The 15,195-nt window shown below is 68.8% G+C and carries 11 protein-coding genes, 1 tRNA gene and 1 other RNA gene; 8 read left to right on the top strand and 5 right to left on the bottom strand.

The window, feature by feature from the left end; translation table 11 throughout:
- Positions 1-46: 46 nt before the first annotated feature.
- Positions 47-1,285 carry an acetate/propionate family kinase gene (locus ACFXOO_RS02525; protein ID WP_378837626.1) on the bottom strand — a complete coding sequence of 413 codons (1,239 nt, stop codon included), beginning with the start codon at positions 1,283-1,285 and terminating at the stop codon, positions 47-49.
- Positions 1,286-1,289: 4 nt separating this feature from the next.
- Positions 1,290-3,407 (bottom strand): phosphate acetyltransferase, encoded by a 2,118-nt coding sequence (pta, locus tag ACFXOO_RS02520; protein WP_394562697.1) that lies wholly within the window; start codon positions 3,405-3,407, stop codon positions 1,290-1,292.
- A 113-nt stretch (positions 3,408-3,520) separates the two neighbouring features.
- Between pta and ACFXOO_RS02515 the strand changes: the two genes are divergently transcribed.
- Positions 3,521-4,243, top strand: a complete 723-nt coding sequence (locus ACFXOO_RS02515) for an NUDIX domain-containing protein (RefSeq protein ID WP_394562696.1) — start codon at positions 3,521-3,523, stop codon at positions 4,241-4,243.
- Here the strand turns inward: ACFXOO_RS02515 and ffs are convergent.
- Positions 4,238-4,334, bottom strand: an RNA gene (gene ffs, locus ACFXOO_RS02510) — signal recognition particle sRNA small type. The genes ACFXOO_RS02515 and ffs overlap by 6 nt on opposite strands.
- Before the next feature lie 183 nt (positions 4,335-4,517).
- Between ffs and ACFXOO_RS02505 the strand changes: the two genes are divergently transcribed.
- The 4 genes from ACFXOO_RS02505 to ACFXOO_RS02490 all read left to right on the top strand — a co-directional run bounded on the left by ACFXOO_RS02505 (position 4,518) and on the right by ACFXOO_RS02490 (position 9,250).
- A complete protein-coding gene (locus ACFXOO_RS02505) occupies positions 4,518-5,564 on the top strand; it encodes an AAA family ATPase (RefSeq protein ID WP_378837618.1) in 1,047 nt (348 codons plus the stop codon).
- Between the two features lie 31 nt (positions 5,565-5,595).
- Positions 5,596-6,843, top strand: coding sequence for a DUF58 domain-containing protein (locus tag ACFXOO_RS02500; RefSeq protein WP_394562695.1), 1,248 nt, complete (start codon positions 5,596-5,598; stop codon positions 6,841-6,843).
- Entirely contained in the window at positions 6,830-9,139 is a 2,310-nt protein-coding gene (locus tag ACFXOO_RS02495) for a transglutaminaseTgpA domain-containing protein (protein WP_394562694.1), read from the top strand. Before ACFXOO_RS02500 ends, ACFXOO_RS02495 begins: the two co-directional genes overlap by 14 nt.
- Before the next feature lie 26 nt (positions 9,140-9,165).
- Positions 9,166-9,250: transfer RNA gene (locus ACFXOO_RS02490), tRNA-Ser, on the top strand.
- A 218-nt stretch (positions 9,251-9,468) separates the two neighbouring features.
- On the opposite strand, the gene ACFXOO_RS02485 is transcribed toward ACFXOO_RS02490, so the two are convergent.
- Entirely contained in the window at positions 9,469-10,758 is a 1,290-nt protein-coding gene (locus tag ACFXOO_RS02485) for a GAF domain-containing protein (RefSeq protein ID WP_378837558.1), read from the bottom strand.
- Positions 10,759-10,835: 77 nt separating this feature from the next.
- Between ACFXOO_RS02485 and ACFXOO_RS02480 the strand changes: the two genes are divergently transcribed.
- Together ACFXOO_RS02480 and ACFXOO_RS02475 are read left to right on the top strand one after the other, a co-directional pair.
- Entirely contained in the window at positions 10,836-12,494 is a 1,659-nt protein-coding gene (locus ACFXOO_RS02480; protein ID WP_394562693.1) for a GAF domain-containing protein, read from the top strand.
- Positions 12,491-13,135: a response regulator gene (locus tag ACFXOO_RS02475; protein ID WP_378837554.1), complete on the top strand. Its 645-nt coding sequence runs from the start codon at positions 12,491-12,493 to the stop codon at positions 13,133-13,135. Before ACFXOO_RS02480 ends, ACFXOO_RS02475 begins: the two co-directional genes overlap by 4 nt.
- Before the next feature lie 96 nt (positions 13,136-13,231).
- Here the strand turns inward: ACFXOO_RS02475 and ACFXOO_RS02470 are convergent, their stop codons facing one another.
- Complete coding sequence (locus ACFXOO_RS02470) at positions 13,232-13,591, bottom strand: hypothetical protein (protein ID WP_378837551.1); 360 nt, start codon at positions 13,589-13,591, stop codon at positions 13,232-13,234.
- A 218-nt stretch (positions 13,592-13,809) separates the two neighbouring features.
- Between ACFXOO_RS02470 and ACFXOO_RS02465 the strand changes: the two genes are divergently transcribed.
- A complete protein-coding gene (locus ACFXOO_RS02465; protein ID WP_378837549.1) occupies positions 13,810-15,102 on the top strand; it encodes an APC family permease in 1,293 nt (430 codons plus the stop codon).
- Positions 15,103-15,195: the final 93 nt, after the last annotated feature.

Raw genomic sequence — 15,195 nt, 5'->3', positions numbered from 1 at the left:
CCGGGCATGTCCGCCCGATGACGCACCCCCTCGCCGCCGCAGCCGATCAGGTCCCGGTGACCTCGAGCGTCTGCCGCGCGATCTCCAGCTCTTCGTCGGTCGGCACCACGAGCACGGTCACGCGCGACGAATCCGAAGAGATGACACGGATGCCGCGACCCCGTGCCGCGTTCCGCTCCGGGTCGACCTCGATGCCCGCGAAACCCAGGGTCGCCAGCGCTCCCGCGCGCACGTCGGGCGAGTTCTCGCCGACGCCTGCCGTGAACGAGATCACATCGACACCGCCGAGCTGCGCGAGGTAGGAGCCGGCGTACGACCGGAGCCTGTGGAGGTAGACCTCGAATGCGAGCGTGGCCGCCGCATCCCCCGCCTGGGCGCGCTCCTGCAGGTCGCGCATGTCGGAGACGCCGGCCATCCCGAGGATTCCGCTCCGCTTGTTCAGGAGGGTGTCGAGGTCGTCGATCGTCATGCGGGCGCGTCGCGCGAGATGGAACAGGACTGCCGGATCGAGGTCGCCCGAGCGGGTGCCCATCACGAGACCCTCGAGAGGCGTGAGACCCATCGACGTCTCGACCGAGCGACCGCCGTCGACCGCGGTGACCGACGCGCCGTTGCCGAGGTGGAACACGATCTGGCGCAGCTCGGCGAGGGGACGCCCGACGAACGCGGCCGCGGCCTCGCTGACGAACTTGTGGCTGGTGCCGTGGAAGCCGTAGCGACGGATTCGGTGGGCGGCGGCGAGTTCGGCGTCGATCGCGTACGTGTAGGCGGCCGGCGGGAGCGTCTGGTGAAAAGCGGTGTCGAACACCGCGACGTGCGGGAGGTCGGGGAAGGCCGCTTTGGCGGCGCGGATGCCCTGCAGCGCCCCCGGGTTGTGGAGCGGCGCCAGCACCGACAGCTCGTCGATGTTGATCTCGACGAGGGGCGTGACGACGGTGGGCTCGAAGAACCGAGCTCCGCCGTGCACGACGCGGTGGCCGACGGCGCTCGGCGGCCGATCCTCGAGCGATGGCCCGTGGGCGGCGAACGCCTCGAGCATGACCGCGAAGCCCGCGGTGTGATCGGGGATCGGCAGTTCGCGGTCCGTCGTGACATCAAGCACGGCGGGGGCCGCGGCATCCGGATCCACACCCATCCCGAAAGCGGTCACGGTGTGACGTGCGTAACCGACCGGCTCGCCGATGCGCTCCACGAGCCCCGACGCCAGCACCCGCTCGTGGTCCATGTCGAGCAGCTGGTACTTGAACGAGGAGGATCCGCTGTTGACGACCAGGACGACACTCACGAGGTCACTCCCCCTGAGCCTGGATCGCCGTGATCGCGATCGTGTTGACGATGTCGTCCACCAGCGCGCCGCGCGAGAGGTCGTTGATGGGCTTGTTGAGGCCCTGGAGCACGGGTCCGATCGCGACCGCCCCGGCCGACCGCTGCACGGCCTTGTAGGTGTTGTTGCCCGTGTTCAGGTCGGGGAAGATGAAGACCGTCGCCCTGCCCGCGACCTCCGAATCCGGCATCTTCGCCGCGGCGACGGCGGCATCCGCTGCCGCGTCGTACTGGATGGGCCCTTCGACGAGGAGCTGCGGTGCACGCTCCCGCACGAACGCGGTGGCGGCCCGCACCTTCTCGACGTCCGCGCCACTGCCGGATTCGCCGGTCGAGTACGAGAGCATCGCGATGCGGGGCTCGATCCCGAACTGCGCGGCGGTCGCGGCGGAAGACACGGCGATGTCTGCCAGCTGCTCGCTCGAAGGATCGGGGATGACCGCACAGTCGCCGTAGACGAGCACGCGATCGGCGAGCGCCATCAGGAACACCGATGAGACCACCGAGACGCCCGGCGCGGTCTTGATGATCTCGAAGGCCGGGCGGATCGTGTGGGCGGTCGTGTGGGCCGCCCCCGACACCATGCCGTCGGCGAGGCCGAGGTGGACCATCATCGTTCCGAAGTACGACACGTCGGTCACGGTGTCGGCCGCCTGCGCGTACGTGACGCCCTTGTGTGCCCGCAGCTCCGCGTAGGCGGTGGCGAACTTGTCGACGTGCACGGGATCGAAAGGCGACAGCACCTGGGCCGCGGAGATGTCGATGCCGAGCTCGATCGCCCGCGAGCGCACCTCGATCTCCTCGCCCAGGATCGTCAGGTCGGCGATGCCCCGCGTCAGCACGGTGGCCGCCGCGCGCAGGATGCGGTCGTCCTCGCCCTCGGGAAGCACGATGCGCTTGGGCACCGATCTGGCCCGCTCGATCAGGCCGTACTCGAACATGAGCGGCGTCACGACCGTGGCGCGAGCCAGCCCCAGCGCGCGTCGCAGCTCGTCGGTGTCGACGTGCCGCTCGAAGAGGGTCAGAGCGGTGTCGTAGCGGCGCTGCGAGTCGGCGGCGAGACGGCCGCGCGTGTTCATGATGCGGACGGCCGTCTCGTACGTGCCGAGATCAGTGGTGATGATGGGGATGCTGGAGTCCAGGCCGTCGATCAGTCTGTCGATGTCGTCCGGCAGCGGGAACGGGCCGTTGAGCACGATGCCCGACAGGGAGGGGAAGGTGCCGGAGGCGTTCGCGAGGATCGCCGCGAGCAGCACTTCGGTGCGGTCGGCGGGGATCACCAGGACGGCACCCTCGGTGAGTCGCGGGAGCACGTTCACCATGGACATGCCGGCGACGACGACGCCGAGGGCCTCGCGGGTGAGGAGCTCGGGATCGCCTTTCAGGAACGTTCCGTCGACGGAACGCAGGATGCCGCGAATCGACGGCGCCACGAGGAAGAGGTCTTCGGGCACAGCCCAGATCGGCACCGTGTGACCGGTGGCGGTCTTCACCGACTCCCCCACGCGGGCGATGATCTCGTCGAGGTGATCGGGATCTGCGCGGTTGGCCACCACGGCGAACAGCTCGGAGCGCCCGTGTGCGAGCTCGGCGAGTGCCAGGTCGGCGATCTGTCCCATCTCGGCGGGGGTGCGCGGCGGTGTGGTGCCGAGCTGCTCGGCCTGCCCCTGCCCCGCGCGGCCGCCGAGGACGAGCAGGACGGGGGCGCCGAGATTCGCGGCGATCCGCGCGTTGTAGGCGAGCTCGGCGGGGCTGCCGACGTCGGTGTAGTCGCTGCCGATCACCACGACCGCGTCGCACTGCGCCTCGACCGCTTTGTATCGGGCCACGATGGTCGCCAGCGCGCCTTCGGGGTCGGCGCGCACGTCGTCATAGGTGACGCCGACGCACTCGTCGTAGTCGAGGTCGACCCCGTCGTGGTCGAGCAGCATCTCCAGGACGTAATCGCCGGAGGACGACCGTGCGATGGGCCGAAAGACACCGACGCGGGGCGTCGCGAGACTGAGGGCCTCGAGCACCCCGAGCGCGACGGACGACTTGCCGGAATGGCCTTCGGCCGAGGTCAGGTAGATGCTCTGCGCCACGGTCCCCAGCCTAGGTGCGAGGCGTGTCGGAGACGGGGGAAAAGCTCGAAGCCGAAGCATCCGTCTCTGATTCGCCGATCATCCGCTCGTCTGGGGGCCCCTATGATCCGGTCATGCCCGAACTCTCGTCTCAACCCGGCGCCGACGTTCCCGACCACCGCGGCAGGACCGGCCTGCACCGTACCGGGATGGACCTCGTGCGCAACCCGCGCGTGCGCGTCGTGGACGTCGAGCTGCTCGCGGCGGGCTGGCACGTCCTGCGCCGGACGACGTTGGAATACCGGGACGACGCAGGTGAGTGGACGCGTCAGCAGCGTGAGACCTACGACCGCGGCAACGGAGCGACCGTCCTGCTCTACGACGAGGCACGGCGGACGGTGCTGCTCACGCGGCAATTCCGCTTCCCCGTGTACGTGAACGAGCACCCGGACGGGATGCTGCTCGAGACCGCGGCGGGGCTCCTCGACGACGACGATCCCGTCACCGCGATCCGCCGCGAGGCAGCCGAAGAGACCGGCGTGCGGATCGGCGAGCTGGAACACGTCTTCGACGTGTACATGAGTCCCGGGTCCGTCACGGAGCGGATCCACTTCTTCGCCGCGCCGTACGACGCGTCGACGCGGACCGGTGCGGGCGGAGGTCTGGAGGAGGAGGGCGAGGAGATCGAGGTCGTCGAACTCGACATCGCAGAGGCGCTCGGCATGATCCGCACCGGCGAGATCCAGGATGCGAAGGCGATCATGCTTCTGCAGTGGGCGGCCCTGGAAGGACCTTTCGCCGACACCCCTCGGCATCGAGGGAGCCGGCTCCCTGCGGGTACCGAGGGAGAAGAGTAAGACTCTCCGCGAACCCGGCAGAGCCTGGTTACCCTTGCTACGTTTCCGTCCTGGGGGAGTTGGCCTGGATACCGCCTCGCGGAGAGCTGACCCCATTCTAACGGGTCGCGATCCACAGGGTGAACTCAGGGAATTCTCCGGACCACCCCAGACCTCGCCGGGTTACGATCGAGTAACGAGCAGCGGCGCCCGATCGCCGGTACCCGTACGCACGACGCGGCCGCTCCCGAAAGCCGTGATCCGCAGCCCGTAGCCGCGACTCCCCGGGGGACACATGGAACACAGCGCGACCGCAGACTTCCCGTCCGCTCCCACCCGCCGCTCGGCGGCTGCGGCTCCCGTGGTCGAGCCTCTCGACCAGGACTCCTTCGAGGTTCTCACCGGCCGCATCCTCGGCTCGATCGGGGGGGTCATCGACGGCAAGCCCGACGCCGTCCGCAGTGCGCTCATCACCCTCCTCGCGGAGGGCCACCTGCTGATCGAGGACGTCCCCGGAGTGGGCAAGACGGTGCTGGCCCGCGCGCTCGCGGCGTCCGTCGACGCCACCGTGCGCCGCATCCAGTTCACCCCGGATCTGCTTCCCGGTGACGTCACCGGAGTGAGCATCTTCAACCCGGTCGCCCGGGAGTTCGAGTTCAAGCACGGTGCGATCTTCGCGAACATCGTCATCGCCGACGAGATCAACAGGTCGTCGCCGAAGACGCAGTCAGCGCTCCTCGAGGCGATGGAGGAGCGCCAGGTCACCGTCGACGGCGAGACCCACGCGCTTCCCGACCCGTTCCTCGTCGTCGCCACCCAGAACCCGCTCGAGATGGAGGGCACCTACGCCCTGCCCGAAGCGCAGCGCGACCGTTTCATGATCCGTATCTCGATGGGCTATCCCGACGCCCGGTCGGAGGCGCTGATGCTGCGCCAGCGCGACACCGTGAACCCCCTCGAGTCCCTCGCGGCGGTGGCCACGTCGATGGAGGTCGTGGCCATGATCGACTGGGCGAGGTCCGTCCACGTCGCACCGGCTCTCGAGGAGTACGCCGTCGCCCTGGCCCACGCCACGCGCACGCATCCCGAGCTGAGATTGGGCGCGAGTCCGCGCGCCACACTCCAGCTCGTGCGCGCCGCAAAGGTGTGGGCCGCGCTCGACGGCCGGCGGTTCGTCATCCCCGACGACCTCACCGCCCTCCTCATCCCCGTCTTCGCCCACCGTCTGATCCCGACGCGCGCCGCGGGAACGGTCAGATCGCGCGGGAGCGGCGACACGGTCGGGGCAATCCTTGAGCGCATCGCGGCCTCCGTGCGCGTGCCGCTCGTCGCCCGATCGTGATCAGGTCTCGCGTGCCCGTCGGGAGTGGACCGTGCGCCGCCTCTGGCCGTTGACCGTGCGCGGCACGGGGGCGCTCGTGCTCGCGCTGATCTGCTTCGTCCTCGCCAACGAGTTGGGCCTGGTGGAACTCCGCTACTTCGGGATGCTGCTCCTCGCGCTCCTCCTGGGAAGTGTCGTCGCGCTCTACCTCACACGCCGGACCGAGACCGTCACGCGAGCCCTGCACCCGGACGTCGCCACGGTCGACCACGCCATCGACGTCACCGTCCGGGTCGGAGTTCGCACAGCGCTCGCGACCCCTCCGGGTGCCTGGTCCGACGCTCTGACGAAAGGGCTGACGGGCGCGGCGGCCGGCGCCTTCCCCGCCGTGGGCTCCGGCCTCCGGGGCACGGCTCGCACCGTCGAGCTGGAATATTCCGTGACGGGAATGAAGCGCGGCATCCATTCGCTCGGGCCTCTCTCCATCACCTCCACCGACCCGTTCGGCGTGGCCCGCCGGCGCAACGTGCTCGGCGGGCGGACGCCGGTGACCGTGGCCCCGGAGATCATCGAACTGCCGGCCGTGGCGAGCTTCGCCGGCGCCGCCGGCGGAACCCTCCCCTCCTCCACCACGCAGATGGGTCAGGGAGCCGACAACCTGATCGCCCGCCCCTACGCCCCCGGTGACGCCCGCCACCGCATCCACTGGAGGGCGACCGCGCACCGCGATTCCCTCATGGTGCGTCAGGAGGAGCAGGAGTCCACGCCCGAAGCCGTCGTCGTGCTTGATCGCGGCACACCCCGCTGGGTAGCGGAGGCGGCACGGACTCCCGGTGCCGATCCGGGTTTCGAGCGCGCGGTGACGGCGTGCATCTCGGTGGCCGCCCACCTCGTGCACGCCGGATTCGCCGTCACGGTCATCGACAGCGACGGGAGCGAGCTCGTCGAGCGCCTCGAAGGCGGCGACCTCTGGGCACTGGAAGAGGCAGCAGCGCAGTTCGCGACGATCACGACGCACGGTGTCGACACCCTCCCTCATCTGCCCGAGCTGTTCGCCGGGACGACGATCGGGCCGATCGTGGTGGTCACGGGCCGCCTCGAGGAGCAGGATGCCACGTCTCTGCGAGCACTCGTGCACCACTCGTCTCTCCCTGTCCTCCTGAGCACCGCGCCCTCGCGGGAGGCGCTCGAGCTCGCCGTCGACACCGGGTGGCAGGCGGCATCCATCGCCCTCGACGTCGACCTCGCGGACGCCTGGTCGTCGACGACGTCGGGTGGGGTCGGTCATGTCGTCCGTTGACTCCTCGGCGACGGGCCCATCTGCCCGCCGGCGGTCCGAGCCCGCACTGACGTTCGGCGTGTTCGCCGCGGTCCTCGCGGCGATGCTGCCCGTCATGCGCGTGGTCTCCCCCGACGCCTGGGTGTGGGGCTGCGTGCTCGTCGTGGGTGCTGTTCTCGCTTCCGGGTTCGCCGCCCGGCGGGTGCAGCTCCCTGCCGTGGCCGTGAGCCTCATCGAGGCGGGCGTCTGGCTCGTGCTGATGACGCTCATCTTCCTGCGCGAGACGGCACTGCTCGGAATCATCCCCACCCCCGAGACCGTACGTCTCGTGCAGGCACTGCTGCCCACGGCCTTCGCCGAAGTCGCCCAGGGTGCTGCGCCCCTGCCCGCCACCCTCGCGATGTCGTTCCTGCTCGTCGGGGCCGTCGGTCTGTTGGCGATCGTGATCGACCACGTCGTGCTGACAGCGCGGATGCCTCTCCTGGCCGCGGTCGGGCTCATACCGATCTCACTCATCCCCGCGATCGCCGTGCCGGACGAGGCGGATGTCTGGGCGTTCGTGCTGCTCTCGGCCTCGCTGCTGCTGATGATGCGCGCCGAGATGCGCGCACGCGAGGCCCGGGTCCCGCGTGTCGCCCGTGGGCAGGATGCGACGGGCGCCGCCCCGCGCTCCGCCGTCTCGGCGAGCGCCCTCGGCGTCGGCGCCGTCGCCGTCATCGTCGCGCTGGTCATCGTGCCGCTGCTGCCGGCACCGACCGGATCGATCGCCGGCGGAGCGGGCGTGGGCACGGCGATCGACCCGACCCTGCAGCTCGGCGACGACCTGCGCAAACCTCAGGAGGTCGAGGTGCTGCGCGTCCGCGGCACGGGGACGACCGCCCCCTACCTGCGCGTCGCGACCCTCTCCCAGTTCGATGGGCAGGTGTGGGAACCCGACCGCGGTCGACCCGTATCGCTCGACGACGCGGCGGCTCTGGTACCGGACCAGGTGGCCGAGGGTATCGAGGTCATCGAGGTCGACACCACCGTCGAGGTGCAGAATCTGCGCTCGAGCTGGCTGCCCGTCTCGTACCCGGCCGTCGAGGTCTCGGGCCTGGGACCGGAATGGTCTGCCCTGCCCGAGAACAGGACCGTCATCAGCCGCTCGGCGACGAGCGCCGGCGAGACGTACGACATCCAGACGCGGGTTCCGCAGCCCTCCCTCGAGCAGGTGCGCGCCACCCGAGCCGGCGGGATCGACGACGACGGCGTCACGCTGGCGCTGCCTGCGGACATGCCGTCCGTCATCGCCGAACGCGCGAACGAGGTCACCGCGGGTGCGGCGACCGATTACGACAAGCTCAAGGCTCTCCAGGACTGGTTCCGCAGCTCGGAGTTCTCCTACTCGCTGGATGCCCCCGTCGCGGACGGCTTCGACGGCACGGGGGCGGATGCCGTCGCCGAGTTCCTGCAGCAGCGCGAGGGGTACTGCGTCCACTACGCATCCGCGTTCGCACTGATGGCGCGATCCCTCGACATGCCGACGCGGATCGTCGTCGGTTACCTGCCCGGCACCACCACCGGCGATGAAGTCGACGACCAGCGCGTGTACTCGGTGCAGAGCGGTCAGCTGCACGCCTGGCCCGAGACGTACTTCGAGGGGATCGGCTGGATCGGCTTCGAGCCCACGAACAGTCTCGGCGTGCCCACGTCGTTCGCGTCCACGGCGACCGGAGGCTCTCCCGGAGCCGACGCCGACGTCGCCCCCGAGGCCACCCCGGGAGCCTCCGCAGCGCCCTCGGCCAGCTCGTCGGCGCGGCCGGACGAAGAAGCCCTGAACGGCTCAGCCGCCGGCTCCGGCACGGGTGCGAGCCCTCTGCCCACCATGCTCGTGCTGTCGGGCATCCTCGTCGCCCTGCTGATCCCCGGTCTGCTCGCCGCCCTCCGCCGTCGCGTGCTCCACTCGCGATCGCGACGCGGCGACGTGCTCGCCGCGTGGACGAGCATCCAGGACATCGCCATCGACATCGGCATCCCCGCACCTGCGAGCGAGTCCGCGCGCATGTTCGGGCATCGGCTCGTGGCTCAGCACGGCGCTCCCGCCGCAGAGCTGAACGTCCTGCTGCGCGAGATCGAGAAGGCCAGTTACGCCCAGGACGGCACGTTCACGAGCGACCGCGGTGCAGAGCTGGCGGATGCCACGGCATCTGTCCGCGCGGGCATGCTGGGCGCCGTCGACCCCCCGCGCCGGGTGCTCGCCGCCATCGCCCCACGATCACTGCTGATCCGCCCGGGAAGCGCCTTCGCCGAGTCGGGGGGAACGCTGCGGGCAAGGTAAGCTGTTCGACGGCCCCGCGGGGCCACGGAGGATTCGCCTAGTGGCCTATGGCGCACGCTTGGAAAGCGTGTTGAGTGAAAGCTCTCAGGGGTTCGAATCCCCTATCCTCCGCTCTCACGATCCGCGTGTTTACGAGGGATCGCGTCCCTGAAAACGCTCGCGGCACAGTTGCGGGCAAAGTCACGACCGCTTCGTGATTCGAAAACCGGTCCGCTGATGTCGAAGATCGGCCGATTCTGATCGGCTGTCGCTACGAATGGACCAGCGTCGGCTGCCGGGCTCCACCGGCGACATAAGCGGGCCCCGCGCCAGAGTGGCAGAGGACGCCCTCACGTGAGGTCCGGTCTCCAGAGCTGTTCTTGTGCGATCAGGGCGAGGTTGCGGAGCATCTCAAGATCGCCGGCGGTGAACCGGCGGGGCTCGGTGTCCATGATGCATAGCGCGCCGACACGGTACCCCTGCGGGGATTCGATCGGAGCACCGGCATAGAACCGCACCCCGGGGGGTCCGACGACGGCGTCGAAGTCAGCGAAGCGCGGATCGGCTTGGGTGTCTTCCACTACGAGCTGAGAGGCCCGTCGAATGGTGGTGTCACAGAATGATTGTTCGCGCGCGACGACAATCGGTTCCATTCCGCTCACAGCCTTCATCACCTGCGTCTCGCTGCGGACGATCGTGATCACAGCCATCGGCGCTCCAAACGTGTGTCGCGCGAGCTCCGTGAGTTGGTCGAGGACTGGGTCGACACTGCTGACGAGTTCCCCGAGGTTCTCCACGGCGCGCTGACGTGCCGCTTCGTGGAACGTCCACCGGTCCGCGGTTCGCCGGCGTGCATCAGGGATTCCCGTGATCCGCGTTGCGATTCCCTCTGCCCACCGGGCGTAGACATGCGCGTTCTCCGCTTCGAACTGGTTATCGCCCGACAGCGGCATCATCGTCATGTTCGACCGAGCCGAGATCAGAGTCGAGATGACGGCGTTCAGGGCCACTGCGTGCTGGTCGACGACGCGGGCAAGAAGGCGTGGGAGCTGAGTCTTCTCGGCGAACGTGGGAATCGACAGGATGACGATCTTGGTCTCGGGCGACGTCCTCGCTTCGATATCCGAGAAGAGTGTCTCCAGGTCTTCCTCCCACTGCACGGCACTCACCAAGGCGAGTGCTTCGTTGTGTCCTACGGACAGGAGGATGAGATCGAACCGGGAGAGATCGACGTCCTTGATCGCAGGCAGACAGGTTCTTGCGGTCATCAGCTGGTCGACGACGATGTCGACATCCGTCGCATGACCAGTGCGCGCTGACAGACTGCGGGCGAGGTAGCCGGGAAGCCCAAGGTCGTGGCTGAGCACCCCGCGCCCGGTGGCCGCGCCATCTCCGGTGAGCAGTACGTGATCGCGATTCTCCCCGGTCGCATAGACGTGGGGGGTGTCATTGGCCAGGAAGGTGCGCTGCCAGGAATGAGGGCTGGCTGCCAACCACAGTGCGATCAGGAGGCGATCAAGCGGATACCAAGGCATGACAGACCTCGCAAACACCCGGGGTGAGTGGAAATCGGCACGGAACACATGGTTTCCGTATTCAAGCACTCCGCACCACCGGTCGATAGCTACGGCCATACCCATGACGCGGGCTCGGAATCGTAAGAACGGGCGTCACCCGCCTCTCGGCCTCTCGATACACTCCAACGACGGGAGGCCTCATGTTGGATCCGTCGAACGTACGTCGCGCCGCAGTCGAAGACGCCGCTCTCGCTGAACCGCGACTTCGCGACCTGCTCCGCGCGAACGCGGCCATCGTCGAGCGTCTGGACCTCGAGATCGTGCTCCGCCGCATCGTCGAGGCGGCGATGCGGTTGGTCGGTGCTCCATTCGGGGCGTTGGGTGTGCTCGCCCCTGATGGCACCCTGGAACGGTTCATCCACGTCGGCGTCGATGACGTGACGGCCCGCAAGATCGGCCGTCTGCCCACCGGGAAGGGCCTGCTCGGCGCGGTCATCACGGATGCCGCGCCGATCCGTGTCCGACATCTGGCTGAGGATCCCCGCTCCGCAGGCTTCCCGGCGCATCATCCGCCCATGGACGCCTTCCTCGGCGTCCCTCTGCGGGTGGGGGACGACGTCTACGGCAACCTCTACCTCACGTCCGGGCAGCGGGGACCGTTCAGCGCGGAGGATGAAGAGCTGGTCCTCGCGCTCGCGGCGACGGCGGGGATCGCGATCGAGAATGCCCGCCTGTACGACCTCGCGAGAACCCGAGAGATATGGAGCGTCACGACCGCGGACGTGATGGCCGCGATGCTGGAGGTCTCCGGCGAAGACGTGCTCAGCGTCATCACCGAGCGCGTCGGGGCGCTGCTCGAGGTCGACCTCGTCGTCGTCGTCGTCCCGCACGGCGTCGAGGACTTCCGAGTCACGACCGTTCACGGCGTCAGCGCCGGGCCTCTCCTCGGACGCGTCTTTCCCGCCGCCGGCACACTCGCCGCCCGCGCTCTGGCCACCCAGGGCGCCGCGAGCCTCCCGTGCGACGCCGATCGAGAGCCTGTGGGCTGGCATGTGTCGGGGCCGACTGTGGCGATCCCCCTCTACAGCGGCGGGGAGCCGCTCGGCGTCCTCACGATGGCTCGACGAACCGGAGCGTCCTCCTTCACGGAAGCGGAGTTGGGCATGGCATCTGCATTCGCCGATCAGGCCAGCGTCGCCATCGAGATCGTCCGCGCCCGAGAGGACCGCCGCCGCCTCGAAACGTCCCGAGATCGGAGCCGCATCGCGCGAGACCTCCACGACCATGTCATTCAGCGGCTCTTCGGCGCAGGCCTCTCGCTTCAGGCGTTGTCGACGGCGGCGGACGGCGAGACATCCGCCGCCCTCAACACGCAGGTCGATGCGATCGACGCGGCGATCAAGGACATCCGCACGGTCGTGTTCGCGCTCGGTGCGGGCGAGAGAGGCGCGGAGAAGCTCACTCGCGACCGGCTGCTCGACGTCGTATCGGAAGGCTCCGCAGGTCTGTCGTCGACCCCCCGCATCACGTTCTCGGGACCCCTGGATTCTTTGGTGCCGTCATCGCTCGCCGATGAGCTGGTCGCGGTGCTGCGGGAATGCCTCACGAACATCGTCAGGCATGCCGATGCTCATCTCGTCGAGGTGGCCGCCGAAATCACTCTCGACGCCATCACGCTCACCGTCACCGACGACGGGTGCGGCATGACGGGCGCTGTGCGCATGAGCGGTCTGGCGAACATCACCGAACGGGCCGTCCTGCTCGGCGGAGAGTGCACGATCACCTCCGACGGCCTTTCCGGTACCCGCATCGAATGGTCTGTGCCCGTCGCGCGGGGCGACGAGTCAGGAGGACAATGATCAACGTCTTCCTGGTGGACGACCATGAAATCGTCCGTCGCGGCATCGCGCAGCTCATCGACGCGGAGCCGGACCTCACCGTCGTCGGCGAGGCGGGCACCTTCCGCGAGGCCCTGCGCCGGGTCGACGCAACCCTCCCCGATGTCGCCGTGCTCGACGTGCGCCTTCCCGACGGCGACGGAGTGAACCTCTGCCGCGACATCCGCTCCGCCCATCCGGAGATCGCGTGCCTCATTTTCACCGCGTACGACGACGACGACGCTCTGCGACTGGCCGTCCTGGCCGGTGCGAGCGGCTACGTGCTCAAGAACATCCGCAGCGGAGCACTCATCGCCGCCGTCCGACGCGCCGCCGGCGGAAGGACCATCCAATCCACCGAAGTGCTTCGGCGGGGCGCGACGATCATCCGTCCCGTCTCTCAGACGACTGGTCCACTCGTCTGCCCTGATCTCTCGATGAGGGAGAACCAGGTCCTCGATCTGATCACGGGCGGGCTCACGAATCGGGAGATCGGCGAGAGGCTCGGCCTCGCCGAGAAGACGGTGAAGAACTACGTGAGCGCACTCCTGGCCAAGCTGGGCATGGAACGTCGAACCCAGGCAGCGGTGTACGGATTCGAGCGAAAGCGGACGACACCCTGACCTCGAGACGGCCGTTCTCCACCCCCGAGTGCGAGCGCGGGTTCGGGAACGACCACTCGACGCGCCCGAGCCCCGTCTTGGCGCCCCGGCGACCCGTCAGCGAGTGTCCGTCGGCGGGTCGTCTGCATCGAAGTCGACTTCGTCGGCGAGGAGAGCCCGGTCTTGCGCCGAATCCTTCCGATCGCCCTTCGCGTGCGCCCGGTCCTGCGCGGCCGCGCGGCGCTCCCCGTGACCGGCGTAGTCTTCGCCGGTTTCCAGGAACGCGCGCAGATCTGCCGCTCGCGAGCGCTCATCGGCTGCCGCGTCGCGAGCGCCGGCGGCATCGTCTCGCTTCTCAGCGTCGCTCAGGACCTTGATGACCCGATCTGCTTTCGTCGCGGGGGCTCCACTGTCATCACCCGCGGGCGCCTTTTCCCGATCGCCCTCGGGTGACCCCGAACCGCCTGAATCGACCACGCTCACATCTAACACCCCATGGGTCCGCCGATCGACGGCTGCGTCTTCAGGCATCTCCGTGGGGTGATGGTCGACGAGCCCGCCCGCCGCGTCGGGCGGGTGATCCGGCACAGTGCGGTCAGGAGGGATGCTGACACCGCGCGATCGTCGCTCCGCCACCAGACGAGGAATTTGGTCGACGACATGTCGATGTCACCACGGGGCACTATGGTCACGCCATGGTCACCGGTCCGGCAGATCCCCCCGCGCTCGCTCGCAGGTTGAGCCTGTCCGACGCCGTGATGATCGGTCTTGGGTCGATGATCGGGGCGGGAGTCTTCGCGGTCTTCGCTCCGGCCGCGCAGGTGGCCGGAGCGGGCCTCCTGATCGGGCTCGGACTCGCAGCCGTGGTCGCGTTCTGCAACGCGACCTCGTCCGCGCAACTCGCCGCTCAGTACCCCACGTCTGGAGGGACGTATGTGTTCGGGCGGGAGCGGCTGGGCGAGTGGCCCGGCTTCTTCGCCGGCTGGAGCTTCGTGGTCGGCAAGTCCGCGAGCTGTGCCGCGATGGCTCTGACGTTCGCCGCCTATGTGGTCCCCGGACCGCTGCAGAAGGCCGTCGCCGTCGTCGCCGTCATCGCGTTGGTGGGGATCAATCTGCTCGGCGTCACGCGGACGGCCGCACTCACGAAGATCCTCGTCAGCTGCGTCCTCGTCGTTCTCGTCGTCGTCATCGTGATTGCTGTGGGATCCGTCGCCGTCTCGGGCGCACGCGGGACGGCCGCGGGTGATGCGCCGACCGGTGGGTACGGCATCCTGCAATCCGCCGGGCTGCTGTTCTTCGCCTTCGCGGGATACGCGCGTATCGCGACGATGGGTGAAGAGGTGAGGAATCCGTCGGTGGTGATCCCCCGGGCGATCGTCATATCGCTGACGGGTGTCCTCGCCTTGTACGCGACGCTGGGGGTCCTGCTGCTGACCGGGCTCGGGCCGCAACGGCTGGCGAGTTCCGACGCACCGCTGATCACACTGGTGGTGCACGCCGGCGCGTCGTGGATGACCCCCGCGGTGCAGATCGCAGCCGCGCTCGCCGCACTCGGCGCGCTTCTGGCGCTGATCGCCGGAATCGGCCGGACAACCCTGGCAATGGCCCGCACAGGCGATCTCCCCCGGACGCTGGCGGCGATCGACCCCACATCCCAGGTACCGCGTCGCGCCGAGACGGTCCTCGCGGTCGCCGTGTGCGCACTCGTCGTCCTCGTCGACCTGCGGCAGGCGATCGGCTTCTCCTCCTTCGGCGTTCTGCTGTACTACTTCGTCGCCAATGTGGCCGCGTTCACGCAGGACCGACCGCACCGCCGATACCCACGCCCGCTTCCCCTCCTCGGGGCCGCGGGGTGTTTGATCCTCGTGGTCACCCTTCCCTGGCAGTCCATCGTGGGCGGGGCGGCAGTCGTAGGCGTCGGCATCCTCTACCGATTGATACGCCTCCGCCGTCGGCCACGTCGATCTCGCGTGATTCCTCGCGCGTGAGGCACCGTCGGCGAACTTTCCTGACGAGCGCGCGGAATAGCAAGGGTGGGGACAATATCCGTGCGTCCTGGTTACCTCACGCAGTGGCTGCGC

This window comes from Microbacterium sp. P03 (assembly GCF_043556235.1).
In the GTDB taxonomy this organism is placed as follows: domain Bacteria; phylum Actinomycetota; class Actinomycetes; order Actinomycetales; family Microbacteriaceae; genus Microbacterium.
The sequence above is the reverse complement of the archived record's forward strand: the minus strand, read 5'-3'. Positions and strand labels throughout refer to the sequence as shown.

Excerpts from the sequence above, each read along its gene's own strand:
- ACFXOO_RS02495 (WP_394562694.1), top strand. The coding sequence starts at position 6,830 with ATGTCGTCCGTTGACTCCTCGGCGACGGGCCCATCTGCCCGCCGGCGG.
- ACFXOO_RS02475 (WP_378837554.1), top strand. The coding sequence starts at position 12,491 with ATGATCAACGTCTTCCTGGTGGACGACCATGAAATCGTCCGTCGCGGC.
- ACFXOO_RS02480 (WP_394562693.1), top strand. The coding sequence starts at position 10,836 with ATGTTGGATCCGTCGAACGTACGTCGCGCCGCAGTCGAAGACGCCGCT.
- ACFXOO_RS02515 (WP_394562696.1), top strand. The coding sequence starts at position 3,521 with ATGCCCGAACTCTCGTCTCAACCCGGCGCCGACGTTCCCGACCACCGC.
- ACFXOO_RS02465 (WP_378837549.1), top strand. The coding sequence starts at position 13,810 with ATGGTCACCGGTCCGGCAGATCCCCCCGCGCTCGCTCGCAGGTTGAGC.
- ACFXOO_RS02505 (WP_378837618.1), top strand. The coding sequence starts at position 4,518 with ATGGAACACAGCGCGACCGCAGACTTCCCGTCCGCTCCCACCCGCCGC.
- ACFXOO_RS02485 (WP_378837558.1), bottom strand. The coding sequence starts at position 10,758 with ATGGGTATGGCCGTAGCTATCGACCGGTGGTGCGGAGTGCTTGAATAC.